General features: G+C 75.7%; 20 protein-coding genes and 1 pseudogene. 5 read left to right on the forward strand and 16 right to left on the reverse strand.

From position 1 onward, the window contains the following. Positions 1-23: 23 nt before the first annotated feature. The 3 genes and pseudogenes from ACIQBJ_RS27935 to ACIQBJ_RS27945 all read left to right on the forward strand — a co-directional run. Positions 24-497 (forward strand): annotated as a pseudogene (locus ACIQBJ_RS27935) (carbohydrate binding domain-containing protein); the annotation flags it as partial. A gap of 48 nt (positions 498-545) precedes the next feature. Continuing rightward, positions 546-1,541, forward strand: coding sequence for a right-handed parallel beta-helix repeat-containing protein (locus ACIQBJ_RS27940; protein ID WP_400716314.1), 996 nt, complete (start codon positions 546-548; stop codon positions 1,539-1,541). Positions 1,542-1,589: 48 nt separating this feature from the next. Beyond that, a complete protein-coding gene (locus ACIQBJ_RS27945; RefSeq protein ID WP_400715919.1) occupies positions 1,590-2,345 on the forward strand; it encodes an SDR family oxidoreductase in 756 nt (251 codons plus the stop codon). A gap of 28 nt (positions 2,346-2,373) precedes the next feature. Here the strand turns inward: ACIQBJ_RS27945 and ACIQBJ_RS27950 are convergent, their stop codons facing one another. From ACIQBJ_RS27950 to ACIQBJ_RS27990, 9 genes are all read right to left on the reverse strand, one after another. Beyond that, positions 2,374-3,012, reverse strand: a complete 639-nt coding sequence (locus ACIQBJ_RS27950; protein ID WP_400715921.1) for an alkaline shock response membrane anchor protein AmaP — start codon at positions 3,010-3,012, stop codon at positions 2,374-2,376. Next, positions 3,009-3,665: a DUF6286 domain-containing protein gene (locus tag ACIQBJ_RS27955; RefSeq protein ID WP_400715923.1), complete on the reverse strand. Its 657-nt coding sequence runs from the start codon at positions 3,663-3,665 to the stop codon at positions 3,009-3,011. The genes ACIQBJ_RS27950 and ACIQBJ_RS27955 overlap by 4 nt, the downstream gene beginning before the upstream one ends. After that, on the reverse strand, positions 3,662-4,018 hold the full coding sequence (locus ACIQBJ_RS27960; RefSeq protein ID WP_400715925.1) for a hypothetical protein: 357 nt from the start codon (positions 4,016-4,018) through the stop codon (positions 3,662-3,664). The genes ACIQBJ_RS27955 and ACIQBJ_RS27960 overlap by 4 nt, the downstream gene beginning before the upstream one ends. Next, positions 4,018-4,209, reverse strand: coding sequence for a hypothetical protein (locus ACIQBJ_RS27965; RefSeq protein ID WP_400715927.1), 192 nt, complete (start codon positions 4,207-4,209; stop codon positions 4,018-4,020). The genes ACIQBJ_RS27960 and ACIQBJ_RS27965 overlap by 1 nt, the downstream gene beginning before the upstream one ends. Positions 4,210-4,263: 54 nt before the next feature. Beyond that, positions 4,264-4,746 carry an Asp23/Gls24 family envelope stress response protein gene (locus tag ACIQBJ_RS27970; RefSeq protein WP_400715929.1) on the reverse strand — a complete coding sequence of 161 codons (483 nt, stop codon included), beginning with the start codon at positions 4,744-4,746 and terminating at the stop codon, positions 4,264-4,266. A gap of 137 nt (positions 4,747-4,883) precedes the next feature. Next, positions 4,884-5,684 (reverse strand): enoyl-CoA hydratase/isomerase family protein, encoded by an 801-nt coding sequence (locus ACIQBJ_RS27975; protein WP_400715931.1) that lies wholly within the window; start codon positions 5,682-5,684, stop codon positions 4,884-4,886. Positions 5,685-5,937: 253 nt separating this feature from the next. Next, on the reverse strand, positions 5,938-6,171 hold the full coding sequence (locus ACIQBJ_RS27980) for a helix-turn-helix domain-containing protein (RefSeq protein WP_400716316.1): 234 nt from the start codon (positions 6,169-6,171) through the stop codon (positions 5,938-5,940). Between the two features lie 330 nt (positions 6,172-6,501). Continuing rightward, positions 6,502-8,100 (reverse strand): ABC-F family ATP-binding cassette domain-containing protein, encoded by a 1,599-nt coding sequence (locus ACIQBJ_RS27985; RefSeq protein WP_400715933.1) that lies wholly within the window; start codon positions 8,098-8,100, stop codon positions 6,502-6,504. Positions 8,101-8,208: 108 nt separating this feature from the next. Next, positions 8,209-9,120, reverse strand: coding sequence for a hypothetical protein (locus ACIQBJ_RS27990; RefSeq protein WP_400715935.1), 912 nt, complete (start codon positions 9,118-9,120; stop codon positions 8,209-8,211). Between the two features lie 198 nt (positions 9,121-9,318). Here ACIQBJ_RS27990 and ACIQBJ_RS27995 point away from each other — a divergent pair, with 198 nt between their 5' ends. Then, entirely contained in the window at positions 9,319-10,206 is an 888-nt protein-coding gene (locus tag ACIQBJ_RS27995; RefSeq protein ID WP_400715937.1) for a neutral zinc metallopeptidase, read from the forward strand. Positions 10,207-10,311: 105 nt separating this feature from the next. Continuing rightward, positions 10,312-11,520: a glycoside hydrolase family 26 protein gene (locus ACIQBJ_RS28000; protein WP_400715939.1), complete on the forward strand. Its 1,209-nt coding sequence runs from the start codon at positions 10,312-10,314 to the stop codon at positions 11,518-11,520. Here ACIQBJ_RS28000 and ACIQBJ_RS28005 read toward each other — a convergent pair. Genes ACIQBJ_RS28005 through ACIQBJ_RS28035 form a run of 7 tightly spaced genes read right to left on the reverse strand, consistent with a single transcriptional unit; the run spans position 11,497 to position 19,965 of the window. Next, the gene (locus ACIQBJ_RS28005) at positions 11,497-12,678 is read right to left on the reverse strand and encodes a GNAT family N-acetyltransferase (protein WP_400715941.1); all 1,182 of its coding nucleotides are present in this window, start codon (positions 12,676-12,678) and stop codon (positions 11,497-11,499) included. The genes ACIQBJ_RS28000 and ACIQBJ_RS28005 overlap by 24 nt on opposite strands. Further along, complete coding sequence (locus tag ACIQBJ_RS28010) at positions 12,675-13,532, reverse strand: hypothetical protein (RefSeq protein WP_400715943.1); 858 nt, start codon at positions 13,530-13,532, stop codon at positions 12,675-12,677. The genes ACIQBJ_RS28005 and ACIQBJ_RS28010 overlap by 4 nt, the downstream gene beginning before the upstream one ends. Positions 13,533-13,566: 34 nt before the next feature. Further along, positions 13,567-14,715, reverse strand: a complete 1,149-nt coding sequence (locus tag ACIQBJ_RS28015) for a glycosyltransferase (protein ID WP_400715945.1) — start codon at positions 14,713-14,715, stop codon at positions 13,567-13,569. Then, positions 14,712-15,500, reverse strand: coding sequence for a polysaccharide deacetylase family protein (locus tag ACIQBJ_RS28020; RefSeq protein WP_400715947.1), 789 nt, complete (start codon positions 15,498-15,500; stop codon positions 14,712-14,714). Before ACIQBJ_RS28020 ends, ACIQBJ_RS28015 begins: the two co-directional genes overlap by 4 nt. Further along, the gene (locus tag ACIQBJ_RS28025; protein ID WP_400715949.1) at positions 15,490-17,199 is read right to left on the reverse strand and encodes a lipid II flippase MurJ; all 1,710 of its coding nucleotides are present in this window, start codon (positions 17,197-17,199) and stop codon (positions 15,490-15,492) included. The genes ACIQBJ_RS28020 and ACIQBJ_RS28025 overlap by 11 nt, the downstream gene beginning before the upstream one ends. Beyond that, positions 17,196-18,518 carry an O-antigen ligase family protein gene (locus ACIQBJ_RS28030; protein WP_400715951.1) on the reverse strand — a complete coding sequence of 441 codons (1,323 nt, stop codon included), beginning with the start codon at positions 18,516-18,518 and terminating at the stop codon, positions 17,196-17,198. The genes ACIQBJ_RS28025 and ACIQBJ_RS28030 overlap by 4 nt, the downstream gene beginning before the upstream one ends. Before the next feature lie 7 nt (positions 18,519-18,525). Continuing rightward, positions 18,526-19,965: a sugar transferase gene (locus ACIQBJ_RS28035; protein WP_400715953.1), complete on the reverse strand. Its 1,440-nt coding sequence runs from the start codon at positions 19,963-19,965 to the stop codon at positions 18,526-18,528. Between the last annotated feature and the right edge of the window lie 23 nt (positions 19,966-19,988).

Below are 19,988 nucleotides of genomic sequence, written 5' to 3' on the forward strand. Positions count from 1 at the left end.
CCCCCACCTCGGAGCGCACCTTCATGACGTACCGCACCCCGCACCGCACCCCGCACCGCACACCGCGCCACAGCCCGCGCCGCACGGCGCGCGGCCTGGCCGCCGCCACCGTCCTCGGCCTGGGCTCCGCCGCCCTCGCCCTGCTGCCCGCCCCCGCCGGGGCCACCACCGAACTGCTCGCCAACGGCGGCTTCGAGAGCGGCGCGCTCAGCCCCTGGGCCTGCTCCGGCACCGCCGCCGTCACGGCTGCCGCCCCGCACTCGGGCGGCTCCGCGCTGACCGCCTCCCCCGGCCCGGCCGACCTGGCGCCGTGCACGCAGACCGTCGCCGTCCGGCCGAACACCGACTACACGCTGACCGCCTGGGTGCGGGGCCCGTACGTCACCCTCGCCGCGACCGGCACCGGCGTGTCCAGCTCCACCTGGACCAATGCCGCCGACTGGACCCGGCTCACCCGGGCCTTCACCACCGGCCCCGCCACCGAGCAGCTCACCGTCACGCTGAGCGGCTGGTACGGCAGCGACTACCGGGCCGACGACGTCTCGCTGACCGCGGGCGGCGGCACCCCGTCCGCCCCGCCGCCGACCTCTCCGTCGGCAACGCCGTCGCCGACCGCGTCCCCGAGCGCGTCCCCGACCCCGTCGTCGTCGGGCGGGAGCACCGTCCGGGTCTCCACCGCCAAGGAGCTGCAGGCCGCGCTGAGCGCCGCCGTGCCGGGCCGGACCATCCAGCTCGCCGACGGGACCTACACCGGCAACTTCAAGATCACCGCGGCGGGCACGGCCGCCGCCCCGATCACCCTGACCGGCTCGCCGAACGCCGTCCTGACCACCGCCACCGGCGGCGGCTACGGCCTCTCGCTGTCCGGCGCCCCCTACTGGACCGTCCGGGGCGTCACCGTCACCAACGCGCAGAAGGGCATCATGGTCGACGCCTCCGACCACGTGCTGCTCGACGGTGTGACGGTGCACCACACCACCATGGAGGGCGTGCACTTCCGCAACTCCTCCAGCTACGGGGTGCTGCGGAACTCCACCGTGCACGACACCGGGACGGCGCACGACGGCAAGGGCGAGGGCGTGTACGTGGGCACCGCCAACACGCTCACCGACCGGAGCGACCACGTGCAGATCGTCGGCAACACCATCGGCCCGAACATCGGCGGCGAGAACGTCGACCTGAAGGAGGGCACCACCGGCGGCCTGGTCTCCGGCAACCGGTTCGACGGCAACGGGCTGACGAACGTCAACTACGACGACTCCTGGGTCGACGTGAAGGGCAACGACTACCTGATCGAGAACAACACCGGCACTCGCACCATGAACGACGGCTTCCAGACCCACACCCAGGTGGCCGGCTGGGGCTGCGGCACCGTGTTCCGCGGCAACCGCTCCGACCTGACGGGTGCCACCGGCGGCAACGCCGCCAAGTACGCGATCGACGTCACCAACTACTCCGCCGCCTGCCCGGTCACCGTCACCGCCGACAACACCGTGACCGGCGGCACCGCGCTCACCAACCCCGGCGTGCCGGTGGGCTGACGCCGCGTCGGGAGCCGGGACCCGGGCCGACCGGCGAGAATGGTCGGCATGGATCTCGGACTCAAGGACAGGGTGTACGTGGTCACCGGGGCGACCCGGGGCCTCGGCCACGCCACCGCGCGGCAGTTGGTCGCCGAGGGCGCCAAGGTGGTCGTCACCGGCCGGACGGCGGAGTCGGCCGGGGCGGCCGCCCGCGCGCTCGGCCCGGACGCGCACGGGGTGGCCGCCGACAACGCCGACCCGGCGACCCCGCAGCGGCTGGTCGACGCGGCGCGCGAACGCTTCGGCGGCTTCGACGGCATCCTGATCAGCGTCGGCGGCCCGGCGGCCGGCCCGGTCGCCACCGCCCCCGACGAAGCCTGGCGGGACGCCTTCGACTCGGTCTTCCTGGGCGCGCTGCGGCTGGCCCGCACCGCGGCCGGGGAGCTCGGCGCGGGCGGGGTGATCGGCTTCGTGCTCTCCACCTCGGTCCGCCAGCCGATCCCGGGCCTGGGCATCTCCAACGGCCTGCGGCCCGGCCTGGCGATGGCCGCCAAGACCCTCGCCGACGAGCTGGGCCCGCGCGGCGTCCGGGCGCTGGGCCTGCTGCCCGGCCGGATCGACACCGACCGGGTCCGCGAGCTCGACGGCCTGAACCCGGACCCGGCCGCCGCCCGCGAGGCCGCCGCGGCGGGCATCCCGCTGCGCCGCTACGGCACCCCCGAGGAGTTCGGCCGCACCGCCGCCTTCCTGCTCTCCCCCGCCGCCTCCTACCTGACCGGCCTGATGGTCCCGGTCGACGGCGGCGCGACCCGCGTGCTGTGACGGCCGGGGCCCGGGGCCCGACGGGGCGTCAGCGCACCCGCGGGCCCCGGGACTTCGCCGCCCGCTCCTTGCGGGGCCGGGACATCCGCAGCCGGAGCCGGGCGGGGAGGGCGGGCAGGCCCAGCGAGGTGCGGGCGTGCTCGACCGGGCCGGACCGGTAGGCCGCGACCAGGGCCCCGGTGTCCGCGCCGGGGGCGAGCCGCAGCACGGCCCGCACCTCGGGGTGGCGGGCCGCGCCGGTGACCCGGACGGTCGCCCGGTCGACGTCCGGCAGCGCCACCGCCTCGGCCTCGATCGCCTCCTCGACGGCCCGGCTGCGCACGTGCAGCGCGAAGTGCGGCTCGCCGGGCGCGGCGGGCGAGGGCAGGTCGACCCCGGCCGGGCCGCCGCGCCGCAGCTGGGAGAAGAGCCACCACAGGCAGCCGAGCACCACCAGCGCGGGCAGCGCGACCGCGACCGGCCACCACCAGGAGCGCGCCGACCACTTCGCCCGGCTCGCGGCGCTCAGCACCGGCTGGTCCGGCGAGCCGAGCGGCCACCAGTGCGGCGGGGTGACGTCGAGCCGCCCGTACGCGTCGAGGCCGCCGAGCAGGACCAGCGCCCCGCCGAGCAGCAGCCCGAGCCCGACGACCGCCAGGATCGTCCGGTTGACGGTGCGTCGGCTCATCGGGGCGGCTCCAGCTCGGCGAGTTCACGGCGGTGGTGGCGCTCTTTCCGGACCTGGCTGCGGACGTCCAGCCGGTACGGGACGGCCAGCGGGACGCGGGCCAGCTCGGCCCGCAGGTCGCGTTCCGCGCCCGCCGGGTCGGCGGTGCCGGTGAGGGTGACCCGGACCCGCCGCCGGCCGGCCCTGACCTGCCAGGAGTGCACGTCCGCGCGCCGCCGGGCCCGGTCGGCGATCAGCGCGCCGATCGCGTCGCGGTGGATCGCGGAGCCCTCCGGCTCCAGCGGCAGCCAGCCGTGCCGGCCGTGGGCGAGGGCCAGCCACAGCAGCACCAGCCCGAGCGCGGCCGCGCCGCCCGCGCAGCCCAGCACCCACGGGTCGTCCAGGTGGCGGGTGGCGAGCTCGCGGGCCAGGTCCTGCCGCCAGGGCCGGGCCTGCCCGCCGGCCCGGACGGCGATCACGTCGTACAGCAGCGTCCCGGCGGCGACCAGCGCGACCACGACCACCAGCGCCGTCGGCGCGGTCCGGGCCGAGCGCAGCCAGCGGTCGGCCCCGCGCGGGCGCGGCGCCGGGGCGGCGGGCGGGGCGGCATCAGGTGCGGTGTCCGGCCGCGCGGCCGGGGCGGCGGGCGGCGGGCCGGGCTCCGGGCCGGTCACCGGGCGCCCGCCGGGTGCAGGCGGTCCACCACGACGTCGGCGGCGGCCACGGGGGTGCCGGTGAGTTCGGTGACCCGGGCGCAGGCGGCCTCGCGGGCGGCCCGGGACCAGTGCGCGACGTCCGAGGGGAAGGGGAGTTCGAGGTGCAGGGTCAGCCGGACCCGGCCGTGCGTGAGCAGGGCCGCGACCTTCGGGCGGGGGGTCGGGTCCGGCGGGTCCGGGAGGGCCTGCCAGGCCGGGGCGAGGGCGTCGGCGGCCGCGCGGGCGGCGATCCGGCGGTAGACGCGGTCGGCGACGTGGTCCTCGCCGCGCCGCTGGGCGGGCGGGCCGGCGACCGCCCCGGGGTGCGCCATCAGCGCCGCCGGTCCCGGCCGCGCAGCAGCTCGCCGAGGTCACCGAGCTCGATGTCGCCCTCGACCAGCCGGCCCACCACGAACCCCACCGCCCCGAGCACCGCGACCAGCAGGAACGCCGCGAACCCCCCGAAGTAGCCGGCGAAGCCGAGGGCCATGCCGACGAGCAGGCCCACCAACGCCAGATTCATCCGCTGCTCCTTAGCGTCCTGCGCGGCCAGGGCCGCTCGGTCGGTTCGGCGTGCTCACTGCACGCGGGGGCGCTTGCCGGAGGAGGACGCGGGTTCCTCCTCCTCGGTGTCGTCCGGGTCGTCGGGCAGGTGGACGTCGTTGACGGAGATGTTCACCTCGACCACCTCCAGACCGGTCATCCGCTCGACCGCCCCGATGATGTTCGTCCGGACCTCGGCGGCGAGCCGGGGGATGATCACGCCGTACTCGACCACCAGCGCGATGTCGATGGCGGCCTGCTTCTCGCCGACCTCGGCCTTGATGCCGCGGCCGACGCTGGACTTGGAGCCGGGCACCCGGTCCCGCATCGCGCCGAACGTCCGGGAGAAGCCCGAGCCCAGCGCGTGGATGCCGGACACCTCCCGGGCCGCCATGCCGGCGATCTTCTCGACCACGCCGACGGCGAGCGCGGTGCGGCCGCGCTCGCCGTCCTCGGGCTGGGCCTCCGGCGTGTTCTTCTGCAGGTCGGCGGGAGTGGGGGTGTGGGGCTGCGCCATCTCGGATCTCCTGACGTTCGAGTCCAGCTATACCGCAATTCACCCCAACTCTGGCATTGCGCCACACCTGACGCACCGCCAGGAACCCGGACGGGTGGGCCGGTCGGCGGTGCGCCGGGCACCCGGCCGGCGCCGGGTCAGCGGCCGGCCAGGTCCCGGATGCGGCGCGCCTGGGCCTCGCGCTCGGCGGCCCGCTGGGCCTCGAAGTCGCGGCCGGCGGCGCCGCGCAGCAGCGCCTTGGTCTCGGTGACGGCGGCCCGCGGGGCGGCCAGCAGCGCGGCGGCCAGGTCCTTGGCCGCGGCGGCCAGGTCCTCCGCCGGGACGGCCAGGTTGGCCAGGCCGATCGCCACCGCCTCGTCCGCGCCGACCCGGCGGCCGGTCGCGCAGATCTCCAGCGCCCGGGCGTAGCCGACCAGTTCGGTGAGCGGCTTGGTGCCGGCCAGGTCGGGGACCAGGCCGAGCGAGGTCTCCTTCATGGCGAACTGGACGTCCTCGGCGACCACCCGCAGGTCGCAGGCGAGGGCGAGCTGGAAGCCGGCGCCGACCGCGTGGCCCTGGACGGCGGCGATCGTCACCAGGTCGTTGCGGCGCCACCAGGTGAAGGCCTCCTGGTAGGAGGCGATCGCGGCGTCGAGGTCGGCGTCGCTCGCGGCGGCGAGCTGGAGGAAGCCGGTCTCGCCGGGGATGCCCTCGGGGGTGAACATGGCGCGGTCCAGGCCGGCCGAGAAGGAGGAGCCCTCGGCCTGCAGCAGGGCGACCCGGACGGTGCCGGGCAGCGCGCGGCCGACGGCGGCGAGGGCGCGCCACATGGCGGGGGTCTGGGCGTTGCGGCGGGCGGGGTCGCAGAGCGTGACGACGGCGAGTTCGCCGTCCAGGTCGAGGCGGACCCCGGCCTGCTCCCACCCGGTGCGGTCGGCGTCGGGGATGCGGTCGGTCATGGCGGGGTTACCTCCAGCGGCAGGGCGGGGACGCCCGCCGACCCCGACGGGCTACTGGAGAGTAACAAAGCGCCCGATCCGCGTACAGGAACAGCGGCACCCGCCGCTGCGACCGGGCCCGGGAACGGCGGACGGCGGCCCGGGAGAACCCGGCCGCCGATCCGTGTGGAGCGTGGTGCGCGGCGTGCGGTGCGCCGGCGTGCCGTGGGCGGCCGGTGTCGGCCGACCGCCGCCCGCCGGGGCTGACGAACCGTCAGGACTCGCCTGCGGCAGCGCCCTTGCCCTTGCCGCGGGTGGCGCCGCCGCGACCCCGGAGGTTGACCCCGGACTCGCTGAGCATGCGGTGCACGAAGCCGTAGGACCGGCCCGTGGCCTCCGCGAGGGCGCGGATGCTCTCGCCCGAGTCGTACTTCTTCTTGAGATCGGCCGCGAGCTTCTCACGCGCGGCACCTGTTACCCGGCTGCCCTTTTTCAGAGTCTCGGCCACCCGTGCCTCCTCGTAGAGGTGATCGGTAAGGAATCCCATGATCACCCATTGCAAGGCTCCTGGCCACCCATTCGACAAGGTCGGTCGTGGGAAACCGGGCACGTGTGGTGGTGTTCGCTACGCACCAGGGCGCTCACGGAGGGTGTGCGCGCCCCCGGGCGGCTCGCTCCGACGAGCGAATCCGCTGATCAGCCAGGACCGTCAGCGGGCAAACCGCACCCCTCGACTCGGAAAACGGAGCGGCCCGTCCCGGTGTTCCCGGAATCGGCGGCGTACCGGTTCTTCTCGTACCGGTGCGGTAGCCGCCGTCCACTCCGCGGCCCCGTCGGTTCAGGCGAGCGACACCAGGTCGTGGTAGGCGGGGCTCCACAGGTCCTCGACGCCGTCCGGCAGCAGGATGATCCGCTCCGGCTGGAGCGCCTCCACCGCGCCCTCGTCGTGGGTGACCAGCACGACCGCGCCGGTGAAGGTGCGCAGCGCGCCGAGGATCTCCTCGCGGCTGGCCGGGTCGAGGTTGTTGGTGGGCTCGTCGAGCAGCAGCACGTTGGCGCTGGAGACCACCAGCGAGGCCAGCGCGAGCCGGGTCTTCTCGCCGCCGGAGAGCACGCCGGCCGGCTTGTCGACGTCGTCGCCGGAGAACAGGAAGGAGCCGAGGATCTTGCGGATCTGCACCAGGTCGGTGTCCGGCGCGGAGGACCGCATGTTCTCCAGCACGCTGCGCTCGGGGTCGAGCGTCTCGTGCTCCTGCGCGTAGTAGCCGATCTTCAGGCCGTGGCCGGGGATCACCTCGCCGGTGTCCGGCTGCTCGACGCCCGCGAGCATCCGCAGCAGGGTGGTCTTGCCCGCGCCGTTGAGGCCGAGGATGACGACCCGGGAGCCGCGGTCGATCGCCAGGCCCACGTCGGTGAAGATCTCCAGCGAGCCGTAGGACTTCGACAGGCCCTCGGCCGTCAGCGGCGTCTTGCCGCACGGGGCCGGGTCCGGGAAGCGCAGCTTGGCGACCTTGTCGGAGACCCGGACCTGCTCCAGGCCGGAGAGCAGCTTCTCGGCGCGGCGGGCCATGTTCTGCGCGGCGACCGTCTTGGTGGCCTTGGCGCGCATCTTGTCGGCCTGCGAGTTCAGCGTCGCGGCCTTCTTCTCGGCGTTGGCGCGCTCGCGCTTGCGGCGCTTCTCGTCGTCCTCGCGCTGCTGCTGGTACTGCCTCCAGCCCATGTTGTAGATGTCGATCGCGGCGCGGTTGGCGTCCAGGTAGAAGACCTTGTTGACGACCGTCTCGACCAGGTCGACGTCGTGCGAGATGACGATGAAGCCGCCCTTGTAGGTCTTCAGGAAGTCCCGCAGCCAGGCGATCGAGTCCGCGTCGAGGTGGTTGGTGGGCTCGTCGAGCAGCAGGATGTCGGCGTCCGAGAACAGGATCCGGGCCAGCTCGACCCGGCGGCGCTGGCCGCCGGAGAGGGTGTGCAGCTCCTGGCCGAGGATGCGGTCCGGCAGGCCGAGCGCGGCGGCGATGGTGGCGGCCTCGGCCTCGGCGGCGTAGCCGCCCTTGGTGAGGAACTCGGTCTCCAGCCGGGCGTACTTCTTCATCGCGTTGTCGCGGGTGGCGCCCTTGCCGTTGGCCATCCGCTCCTCGTTCTCGCGCATCTTCTTCAGCACGGTGTCGAGGCCGCGGGCGGAGAGGATGCGGTCCCGGGCGAGCACGTCGAGGTCGCCGGTGCGCGGGTCCTGCGGGAGGTAGCCGACCTGGCCGGAGGAGGTGATCGTGCCGCCCGCCGGGAGGCCCTCGCCGGCCAGCACCTTCGTCAGCGTGGTCTTGCCCGCGCCGTTGCGGCCGACCAGGCCGATCCGGTCGCCCGGGGCGATCCGGAAGCTGGCGGACTCGATCAGGACGCGGGCACCGGCGCGGAGCTCCAGGGAGTTCGCGGAAATCATGGCTCGGGGTCACTCCTAGACGTGGGGATGGCGCTCAGCCATGACCCCACCAAGTCTACGGGAGCGCGCGAACCGGTTTCCGGGCCCGCCCGGCGCCGCGGCCAGCGGTCACTTCTCGCAGGTCGCGGAGGTGACGGCGAACGGGACGGCGGACGCGCCGCAGGCGGTCTCCCGGACACCGAGCGCGGTGTCGTAGACCCAGCCGCCGATCACCGGGCCGTCCTCGATCCGGACCCGGTGCCCGTCCAGCGGGCGCATCACCACGTCGGGGCCGGTGTTGAGGAAGTTGCCGCGGTCGGTGAGCGAGAACACCATGACGCCGCCCGGCAGTTGGCGGGTGGCGCCGGGCGTCGGCGTGCAGACCCGGGGCACCAGCGAGGCGTCGTCGGTCTGCGCGGCCCGCTCCGGGTCGAAGACGCAGCCCGTCGGGGGGCGGGAGTTGAAGCGCAGGTCGCCGTCGCGCTCGCGGAAGCCCATCAGCAGGCCGGGGGTCACCACCGTCACGAAGGCGTCGTTCACCCGGTCCGCGGACGGGTGCAGGGCCATCGCGGCGCGCTGCGCCATGACCGCGCGGCGCTGCTCCTCGGTGCGGGTGTCCGCGCCGGGCTCGCCGGCCGCGGTCAGCCAGTCGGTCAGGCCGGGGACGCCGCGGTGCCAGCGCACCGAGCGGTCGGCGGTGTTGACGGCGGTCACCATGCCGTCGTTCCAGACCACCACCGCGTCGTCGCCGACCGGCGTCAGGTACAGCGCGGTCGCGCCCTCCCGGCGGTAGGACCAGAGCAGCTCGCCGGTGGCGGTGGAGTACGCCTCCATGCCGGGGCCGACCCGCAGGTCCAGCCCGCCCGAGGAGGCCGACTGCGCGCCGACCGGGCTGACGTCGGAGGCCCCGGGCAGCACCTGGTCGCCGAACGGCTCGGGCCGGTTGGCGTGCGCGGCGGCACCGGCCGCGAGGACCAGCAGGACGGCGGCGGCGGGCAGGACCGATCGGGGCGAGAGACTTCGCAGCGGGTTGAAGGACACGGCCGGAGCGTACCCTCCGGGCCCGTCCGGGACGGGTCGATTACCGCCCGGCCACGCGGATTGTGTCGCTGGTCACGGCCTTTACGCCGGTCTCACGCCACCCGTTCCGACCTGCGTCGAAGCAGACCCCCGGCATGGCCTCCGGACGCTAGGGTACGAGCTCGGACGGCCAACGGACTGTTACAGAGGTGAGACGGAATGCAGTTTGACGACGACGCCGAGCTGGACACCTCCCAGGTGCAGGACCGCCGGGGCATCCCGGGCGGCGGCCTGACCATCGGTGGCGGCGCGATCGGCATCCTCGGCCTGATCGCGGCCCTGCTCTTCGGGGTCGACCCGGGCCTGTTCGGGGCCGCCGACACCGCCGCCGCGCCGCCGGTCGGCCAGGCCACCAGCTCGGCCCAGCTGGCCTCCGCCTGCAAGACCGGCAAGGACGCCAACCAGCGGCAGGACTGCCGCGTCCTCGCGGTGGTCAACAGCGTGCAGACCTACTGGGAGGGCGATTTCAAGGCCCGCGGCCGGCAGTACTCCCCCGCCGCCACCGTGCTGTTCACCGACCGGGTCGCCACCGCCTGCGGCACCGCGACCTCCGCGGTCGGCCCGTTCTACTGCCCCGGCGACCGCAAGGCCTACTTCGACCTGGGCTTCTTCAACGACATGACCCGGCAGCTCGGCGCCAAGGGCGGCCCGTTCGCCGAGGCGTACGTGGTGGCCCACGAGTACGGGCACCACGTGCAGAACCTGCTCGGCACCATGGGCAAGGTCGGCAGCGACCGGCAGGGCGCGGACAGCGCCTCGGTCAAGCTGGAGCTGCAGGCCGACTGCTACGCCGGGGTGTGGACGCACCACGCCACCACCACCCCGCAGCCCTCCACCGGGCGGCCGCTGATCACCAGCCTGACCGACCAGGACATCGCGCTGGCCCTGGACGCCGCCGAGTCGGTCGGCGACGACCGCATCCAGCAGCGGGCCACCGGCCGCAGCAATCCGGAGACCTGGACGCACGGCTCCTCGGCGCAGCGCACCCAGTGGTTCACCACCGGCTACCGGACCGGGGACATGACGAAGTGCAACACCTTCGGCTGACCCGTCCGGGCGACTGACCCGTTGGGGTGACATGGGGCATTTCTGACGGTCTGTCAGGCTACGCTCCAGGGACCGGTGTTGTCCCTGGACCTGTTCGGAGAGCCCATGCGTCTCGGCCGTCTGACCCTGGCCGCCGCCGCTCTGCTGCTGGTGACGACCGCGAGCGTGCCCTCGGGCACGCCGCTCAGCCAGACCGAGCGGCACGCGGCCCTGCTCTCGGAGGCGATCCAGCCCCGTGGCGCGGCGCCCCGCCCGGTGGTGCAGCGGGCGGTGCACGAAGTCCCGTTCGGGGCGTTCGTCGGCTCCTGGGACACCTACATCCCGAACGTGGCCCGGATGGCGTCCTGGCTGAACAACGCCAACATGCAGGTCGGGCACACCTACCTGGCGGGCAACAGCTGGCAGGACATCGAGGGCGAGACCGCGGTGCTCGGGCTGTGGTCGCAGTGGCGTCAGTCCGACCAGACCAGGCGGCTGGTGCTGGGCGTGCCGATGCTGGTCCCCAACGAGGGCAACGTGCCGGACGCCGAGGTCGCCCGGCTGCTGGCCCGCGGCAACCAGGGCGAGTTCGACCAGCACTTCCTGCGGCTGGCCCGGAAGCTGGTGGCGATGGGCGGGGCCGACACCGTCCTCACCCTGGGCTGGGAGATGAACGGCGTCACCTACACCTCGCGCTGCAAGCCGGACCCGGCCGCCTGGAAGGCGTACTGGCGGCGGATCGTCGGCGTGATGCGCTCGGTGCCCGGCCAGCACTTCTCCTTCGACTTCACCCCCACCCGCGGGCTGGACGCGATCCCGTGGACGCGCTGCTACCCCGGCGACGACGTGGTCGACATCATCGGGATGGACAGCTACGACCAGCCGGCCGGCGGCACCTTCGACGAGTACGTCTCCGAGCCGTACGGGCTGCAGGACCAGGTCGAGTTCGCCGCCAAGCGCGGCAAGCCGGTGTCGTACCCGGAGTGGGGGCTGTTCCGCAACGGCGACAACCCGGAGTTCGTGCGCCGGATGGTCGAGTGGATGCGGACGCACGACACCGCCTACCAGACCCTCACCGACTACTGCCCGCACGGCTTCTGGCAGTGCCGGGACAACCCGAGGTCGGCGGCGGTGTACCGGCAGCTGATGTCGGGCTCCTCCGGCGCGACCGGGCCGCTGAAGGCCGGCCCGCAGGCCACCCCGCAGACGGTGCCGCAGGCCGCTCCGGAGGAGCCCGCGGCCTCGCCCTCGCCGGCCGCCCCGTCCCCCTCGCCGACCCCTTCGGGCTCGCCCTCGCCCTCGCCCTCGGCCTCAGCGGAGGCGGCGGCGCGCTAGCGCCTCCTTGAGCCTCGGCAGCCGGGTGCGCAGCAGGTGCACGGCGGCGGTCCTGGCCCGCACCCGCAGGGCCCGGGCGGCCGCCCAGGGGGCCAGCCGGCCCGGGCCGAGCACCAGCCGCTGGTTGGCCAGCCGGTCCGGACGCCAGCGCTGCTTGTAGGGCTCCTGGCCGCGCAGCAGGCTCAGCTGCGGGATGTCCGCCGCGCGCACCTCGTCGAGGGCCGCGCCGAACAGCATCCCGGCGATGTCGAGCTTCTCCCGCAGGTCGGGGTGCGCCCCGTACATGTAGAGGCCGCCGAACGGGGCGCAGAGGATCACCAGGTTCACCGCCACCACCTCGCCGTCCAGCTCGAACCGGTGTATCGCGGCCCGCCGGGTGGCGACCAGCGCGGTGGTGGAGTCGGTCAGGTGCCGGGCGAAGCGCTCGGTGCGGTGCTCCGGGGTGACCCCGCGGTCCTGCCACTGCAGGAAGTGCAGCCGCAGCAACTCCTGGACGGTCCACGGGACTTCCTCGGGGGTGGCGGAGTGCACCACCACCCCCGACCGGGCGATCCGGCGGAGCTTGACCCGGCTGCGCTGGGCGGTCTTGCCGGGCAGCCGCTTCAGCAGCTCGTCCATCGGGAGGGCCGGCAGGTACTGGCAGAGCGAGTCGGCGAACCGGTGCCGGCGGCCCCGCCAGTGCGCCCAGACCCGCTGCACGGCGGCCTCCGGGTGCACCTCGCGCAGCTCCAGGCTGTGCCAGGGGCGGCGCAGCGGCAGCGCGGCGGCGAGTTCGGCGGCGGCCCGGTCGGCGCAGCCGTCGTCGAGCAGCACGTCGGTGAAGTCGACCAGGCCCGCGCCGAGGTTGGTCAGGCCGCCGAACGGGCCGCGGCGGCGCAGCGCGGCGGCGGCGACCAGTCGGCCGTCCCGGCGGACCAGCACCAGCACCAGGGCGCCGGGGCGGCCGTACTGCCGCCACCAGGAGGCCAGCCAGGGCGCGGCCTGGAAGGCGGTGGCGGTGGCGCAGCGCCGGTGCAGGTCGTCCCACTCGGCGGTGACCCGCTCCAGGGCGTCGTCGGCGCGCAGCACCTCGGCCGTCCACTGCTCGCGGTCGGCGGCCGAGCGGGCGGGCTGCTCGGGCACCCGGGGGCCGGTGCCGAGCCGCTGACGGAGTCTCACCGGGCACCCCCCGAACCGGCCTTCGCGGGCGCGGACTTGGCGGGGGTGGCGGCCTTCGGGGCCGGGGTGGCCGCCTTCGGGGCGGCGGCGCCGACCGGGGCGGTCGCGGCGGCGGGCACGGTGGCGGCGGCCGGGGTCGCGGCGGCGGGCACGGTCGCGGCGGCGGGGGCGGCGGCCGGGGTCGCCGCGGCGGGGACGGTCGCGGCGGCGGGGGCGGCGGCCGGGGTCGCCGCGGCGGGGACGGTCGCGGCCGGGACGGGCTGGGCGGCGGCCGGGGCGGCCGCCTCGGCGGCGGGCTGCTCCTTGCGGCGGGTGAGCATCACCAGGGCGCCGACCAGCACGCCGGCCGCCGCGCCGACCGCGGTGTCCAGGGCGGCGGACGGCGAGGCGGGGGCGTCCGGCTCGGCGGCGGCGGCGAGCGGGACCAGCTTGACGCCGGTCTCCTTGCTGCTGGTGTTGCCGAACGCGATCAGCGAGCGGGCGACCGCGTCGGCGTTGCGGACCGCCTCCTGGGCGCGCGCGCCGGTGCCGGTGATCTCGATCATCGGGGCGTCCGGCGAGGTGGTGCCGCGGACCAGCCCGGCCAGCGTGGTCACCGAGTGGCCGCTGGCCGCGGCGGCGCCGATCAGCACCTGCGGCTGCCCGGCGAGCCGGCCGTACGCCTGGGCGAAGTTGACGGCGGTGGAGTTCTCGCCCGGGGTGTTCGGGACCACCACCACGTAGGAGCTGGCCGCGTACGAGGGGTGCGAGACGGCGGCGTAGCCGGCGCCGGCCGCCGCGCCGAGCGGCACGGCGACCGCCAGCGGCCACCAGCGGCGGGCCAGTGCGCGGGCACTGCGGCGGGGTTCGGGCATCGGTGTCTCCAGGAACGGTAGAGGGGTGAAGGTGTCAGTGCGCGCCGGCGCGGCGGCGCGCGGCGTGCCGGGGCCCGGGCAGGCCGCCGGCCGACTCCCGGTAGAGCGCGGCCAGTTCGGCCGCGATCCGGGCGATGTCGTAGTGCGCGACGGCGGGCGGGACCGGCACCGGACCGGTGCGGGCCACCGCCAGCAGCGCCAACTCGCGGGCGTAGGGCTCGGGTTCGGAGGGCAGCAGGCGGGCGTGCGGGGCCGCGTCCGGGGGCAGTTCGGCGAGCGCCGGGCAGGCGGAGTGCAGCACCGGCAGCCCGGCGGCCAGGCCCTCCAGCGCGGCCAGGCCGAAGGTCTCCTCGCGGGAGGGCGAGACCAGCACGTCCATCGCGGTGAGCAGTTCGGGCACGTCGTCGCGCTCGCCGGTGAGCACCAGCCGGTCGCGGACGCCCAGGCGTTCGGCGAGCGCGCCGAGGGCGTCCCGCTCGGGGCCCTCGCCGACCAGCAGCAGCCGGGCGTCGGGCAGCCGGACCAGGGCCTCCAGCGGCACCTGGAAGCGCTTTCCGGGCACCAGCCGGCCGACCGCGCCGGCCACGAACGCGTGGGTGGGCAGGCCGAGCCGGCCGCGCAGCCGGGCCCGGTGGGCGGCCCGCCGGGCCGCGCCGAAGCGGTACCGGGCGGCGTCCACGCCGTTCGGCAGCACCCGGACCCGGCCGGCCGGCACGCCCCAGTCGTCGAGCACCGCGGCGACCTGGCCGGAGACCGCGAGGGTGGTGCTGCCGAGCCGTTCCGCGCCCAGGTAGAGCGCCTTGACGCCGCGCGAGGTGGGGCGGCCCTCGATCACCCCGGCCTGCAGCGAGTGCTCGGTGGCCAGCACGGTGCGCACCCCGGCCAGCCGGGCGGCCAGCCGGCCGTACAGCATCGCCCGGTACAGGTGGGTGTGCACCAGGTCGTAGCGGCCGGAGCGGACCAGCCGGACCAGCCGGGGCAGCACGCCGAGGTCGCGGTTGCCGCGCATGTCGAGGTGGTGGACGGTGAAGCCGTCGGCGCGCAGTTCGCGGGCGACCGTGCCGGGGTTGGTCAGGGTGGCCACCTCGTGCCGCTGGTCCTTCGGCAGGTTCCGCAGCAGCAGGGCGAGTTGGCGTTCGGCGCCGCCCGCGTGCAGGCCGGTGACCACGTGCAGGACCTTCATCGCCGCTCCCCCGCGGCGGCCCGCGGCGGAGCCCAGCGCAGTCCGGTCACGGCGTCCCGCCAGCGGTGCCGGCCGTGCTTGGCGCGCAGCCGCCAGGCGCCGTCGCGGTCGCCGACGTAGCAGCGGGGCATTGCCCAGCGGCCGGTCAGCGAGGAGTGGTCGATGGCGCAGGCGTAGTCGTACCCGGCCTCCCGGACCGCCCGGGTGGCGGGCAGGTCGACGGCGCCGTACGGGTAGCAGAAGCCGGTCACCGGGCCGCCCACCAGTTCCTCCAGGGCGGCCCTGCTGTCCCGGGTCTGGCGCTCCAGCGCGGCGGCGGACAGGCCGGGCAGGGCCTGGTGGCCGAGGCCGTGCGAGCCGATCTCCCAGCCGGCGCCCGCGAGTTCGACGACCTGGTCGATGGTCAGCAGCTTCTTCCGCGGGCCCTCGACGTCCCAGTGGTTGTCCGCGCCGAGCAGGTCGGGCACCACGTACGCGGTGGCGGTGAAGCCGTGCTCGCGGAGCACCGGGACGGCGTGCCGGGCGAAGTCGGCGTAGCCGTCGTCGAAGGTCAGGCCGACCAGCCGGGACTCCCGGCCGCGGGACTGGGCGGCCAGCAGCTCGCGGACGCTGACGCCGCGCCGGCCGGTGCGGTGCAGCCAGTCCATCTGCTCGGCGAAGCGCTCGGGCCCGACGGTCAGCAGGTACGGGTCGTCGTCCTCCTCGGCGACCGAGTGGTACATCAGGACCCAGGGCGCGAGCCTGGGGGCGAGGGCCTGGGCCGGCAGGCGGGGGTCAGCGTCCATGCGGCTTCCCTTCGGCGGGGGGTGACGGTGGGTGCGGTCCCCGGGCCCGGGCGGCCAGTGCCAGCACCGGGCCGCGCACCTCGGCGGCGCCGAACAGCGCGCCGAGGGCGGCGAAGACCAGCAGGACGGTGGTGCCGCCGAGCAGGGCGGCGGACAGCGGGTCGGCGGCGGCCCGGGCGGCCAGCGCGCCGAGCAGCGCGGCGGCGACGGCGGCGGCCAGCAGCCGGGCCTGGCCGCCGAGGACCAGGCGCAGCCGCAGCGCGATGCCGCGCAGCACCAGGCCGCGCATCAGCAGCGCGGCGGTGGTGGTGATCCCGGCGGCGTTGCCGGCGGCCAGGCCGAGCGCCCCGAAGCGCGGGGTGGCGGTGACGCCGACGGCGCAGGTGACGGCCAGGCCGAGGGCCATCGCGCCGACCGGGTACCAGTCCAGCCAGGTGGTCCGGTCGCCCTCGGCGCGCGGGGCGTCGGCGCGGCGCACCACCGGGCGGACGCAGAAGTACGGCCGGACCATCACGCCGATCATCGCCTGCGCGGGCAGTCCGAAGGAGTAGACCCGGATCACGGCGGCGGTGGCGGCGGTGTCGGCGGCGCCGAACGCGCCGCGCTGGAACAGCAGCGCGACCACGGCGGGCGCGCAGGCCATCAGGAAGGCGGTGCCGAGCAGCACCAGCGCGGCGGCCTGGCCGAGGTCCTTCTCGACCCGGTCGCGGGCGGCGTCGAGGTCGCCGGCGGCCAGCGCCCGGGCCACCACCGGGAAGGTCACGGTGACGATCAGGATGGCCGAGGTCATCGCCAACTGGCTGACCTTCGCCGCGTAGTTGAGGTGCGAGATGGTGCCGGGCGGCAGGCCGGAGCCGAGGTAGCGCTCGATGAACACCTGGGCCTGCCGGGTCAGCGTGAACGCGGCCACCGGCAGCAGCGCCAGCGGGATCAGCACCAGGCCGCGGGGCCCGCCCCGGCCGAGGCCCCGCCGGCGGCCGTCGCGCAGCCGGCGGGCGAACGGCAGCACCAGCACCCCGGCCATCAGCACGCTGCCCACGGCCACGCCGATCGCGGCGGAGCGGACCCCGAGCAGCCGGTGGCCGCCCAGCAGCAGGGCCAGGATGCCGAGGTTGTACATCACGTAGATGACGGCGGGCGCGGTGAAGGAGTGCAGGGCGCGCAGCGCGGACGCCAGGTAGCCGGCCACGCCGAACGGCAGCACGGTGCAGGCGGTGATCCGGGTGCAGGTGACGGCGAGCTGCGGGTCGGCCAGGCCGGGGGCGAGCAGGGCGACCAGTTCGGGGGCGCCGAGCGCGACCGTGCCGGACAGCGCGCACAGCGCGAGCAGCAGCCAGGGCAGCGTGGCGCGGGTCAACTGCCGTACCGGGTCCGGCCCGTGCGGGCGTTCCTCGCGCAGCACCAGGGCCAGGCTGAAGGCCGGGACCATCAGGAACGCCATCGCGTCCTCGATCAGCAGCGGCGCGGCGGTCTCCGGCACCGTCCAGGCGACCAGGAAGGCGTCGGTGCCCTGGTTGGCGCCGAAGTAGCGGGCCAGCAGCAGGTCGCGGAGCAGCCCGAGGCCGGAGCCGGCCGCGCTGAGCAGCGCGGTCACGCCGAAGGCCTTGGCCAGGAAACCGCGCCGGGTCGCCTCCGGGCCGGCCGCGCGCGGGGCGGGGACGGTCGGGGCGAGTTCGGCCACCGGCTGTTCGGTCGTCATGCGCCCTTCGTTCCAACGGAGTCGGGACCGGGGAGTGCGGTGCGGGCGGCCAGGCCGAGCACCACGGAGGTGAGCACGGTGGTGGTGCCGCCGATGTCGGCGTAGAGGAAGTCCCAGAGCACCCAGCAGAGCAGGGCGAGCGCGGCCAGGCCGGGGCCGGTGGCACGGCGCAGGCAGCCGAGCAGCAGGGCGAGGAACAGCGCCAGGTAGGCGACCACGCCGAGCAGGCCCTGCTCGCTGAGGACCAGGAAGTACATGTTGTGCGGGGAGAGCAGCGGTTCGCGCTGGAAGCCGATGGTGGCGTCGGCGGCGTCGCTGCCGGAGGAGAGCCGCAGCGGGGCGTGGCCGTCCCGGAGCTGCTGGAACGCCTTGGGACCGGCGCCGGTGGCGGGGTGGTCCTGCCAGATCCGGCCGGCCGTGGCCCACAGGTCGTAGCGGTCGGAGACGGACTGGTCGGGGGCGGCGGACACCGAGCCGATCGAGCCGAGCCGCTCGGTGACGCCGGAGGCGCCGAGGCCGAGGCCGCCGACCAGCACCACGGCGGCGGCCGCGCCGACCAGTACGCCCTTGACGGCGAGCCGGGCGTCGGCGCGCAGCAGCAGCACGGTCGCGGCGACGGCGGTGGCGATCCAGCTGCCGCGGCTGAAGGAGACCGCGAGCGGGAAGGCCAGGAACGCGGCGGACGCCCACATCGCGCGGCGCAGCGCCGGGCTGCCGCCGGGGCGGCGCTCGGCCAGGGCGAGGGCGAGGGCGGCGAGCAGGCCGTAGGAGACCACGGTGGACATCGCCATGACGTCCAGCGCCCCGAAGGTGCCGACGGCGCGGACGGGCTGCCCGGCGTAGGAGGCGCCGGTGCGGGTGAGGTACTGGTGCGCGCCGACCGCGCCCTCGATCAGCGCGGCCAGCACGAAGGAGCCGAGCACCAGGCGCTGGTCGCGGGTGTCGTGGACGGCGAGCAGCACGGCGGCCGGGACCAGCACGAAGATCTGGGTGAGCCGGACGAAGCCGGTGGCGCTGGCCGCCGGGTCGATGGAGTGCAGGGTGGCGACGGCGGCGGCCAGCACCACCCCGCCGAACAGGGCGCAGGCGGCCCGGTCCAGGCGGGGCAGCCGGCCGCGCAGCAGGTCGACCGCGACCAGGCCGACCAGGGCCAGTGAGGCCAGGTCGGCCGGGGTGACGTGGACGGACGCGGTGACGTCCTTCTCCCCCGTCGGCACGCACACCAGCAGGACCACGGCGGCCGCCAGCCAGCTCGGCCGGGGTGCCGCCGCGCGGGTCGTCCGCAGTGCGGGGTGCGGCAGTCGGAGGGTCAGGGACATCGGTCGTTCAGCTCCCGTCCGGGCGGACCACCAGGGCGGCGGTGCGCAGCAGGATCTTGGTGTCCTCCCACAGGCCCCAGCCCTCGATGTAGCGGTTGTCGAAGCGGGCCCGGTCCTCGATCGAGGTGTCCCCGCGCAGGCCGTTGACCTGGGCGAGCCCGGTGAGCCCGACCGGGACCCGGTGCCGGTCGGCGTACTCGGGGTACGCCTGGCCGAACCGCATGACGAAGTACGGGCGTTCGGGGCGCGGGCCGACCAGGCTCATGTCGCCGCGGAGCACGTTCCACAGCTGCGGCAGCTCGTCCAGCGAGGTCTTCCGGAGGAACTTGCCGGTCGCGCCCATCCGCCGGTCGTGCGAGATGTTCCAGCGGGTGGCCGACTCGTGCTCGTCGGAGGGGCGCAGGGTGCGGAACTTGAGCACGGTGAACACCCGGCCGTCGAGGCCGGTGCGCTGCTGGCGGAACAGCACGCCGGGGCCGGTGTCCCAGCGCACCGCGAGGGCGCAGACGGCCAGCACCGGGGAGATCAGCAGCAGGCCGAGGCCGGCCGCGGCGATGTCGAAGGAGCGCTTGACGATCCAGCCGCCGCGCCGCATCGCCGGGGCGCCCAGGCGCAGGCAGGGGAAGCCCCACAGGTGGTCGCCGGCGCCCTGCACGGAGTCGAACTCGCGCAGGCCGGGCACCAGCCAGACCTGGCAGCCGAGCCGGGCGGCCTGCCGGAGCGCGGCCCGGGTGTCGGCCTCGTCGGCGGCGCCGGCGGTGGCCAGCACGTGGTGGATGCGGTAGCGGCGGAGCACCCGGCCGAGCGCCTCGTGGCCGCCGAGCACCGGGAGCGGGCTGCCGGAGGGCAGCAGGACCGGGTCGGCGTCGAGGTAGCCGACCGGGCGCAGGCCGTACTCGGGGTGGTCGGCGAGCACGCCGGCGATCCGCTGGCCGAGGTCGCCGGCGCCGAGGATCAGCACCGGGCTGGGCCGGCGGCGGCGGGAGCGGCGGGTCAGGTGGTGGACCAGGGCCCGGCCGAGGGCGGCCAGCGGGAGCATCAGCAGCAGCAGGCCGATCAGCCGCAGCGGGCTGATCGGGCCGAGGTCGGCCCAGCGGCCGGCCAGGCAGGCGTCGGCGGTGATGGCGAAGGCGGTGGCGACGGCGGCGCGGGCCGCCAGCGCGGGGAACTCGTCGAGGGCGGACAGGCTGAGCCGGCTGCGGTACAGGCCGCCGGCCAGGTTGAGCGGGAGGAGGGCGGGCAGCAGTAGCGCCGCGGTGGCGATCGGCCGGGTTCCGGCCGGTGTGGTGGCGGCCGCGGCCAGGCCGGCCGCCAGTGCGTCGGTGCCGGCCAGGGCCAGTGGCAGGGCGATCCGGGACCGGAGCCGGGACCGGTTCCGGCCGGCGCCTGGGGACGTCCGGGGGGCGGCTGCTCGCGACCTCGGCCTGGTCTTCGGCCGATCGAGCACACCCGCCCGACTGCTGCGGCGGT

This window comes from Kitasatospora sp. NPDC088391, from assembly GCF_044753345.1.
In the GTDB taxonomy this organism is placed as follows: Bacteria; Actinomycetota; Actinomycetes; order Streptomycetales; family Streptomycetaceae; genus Kitasatospora.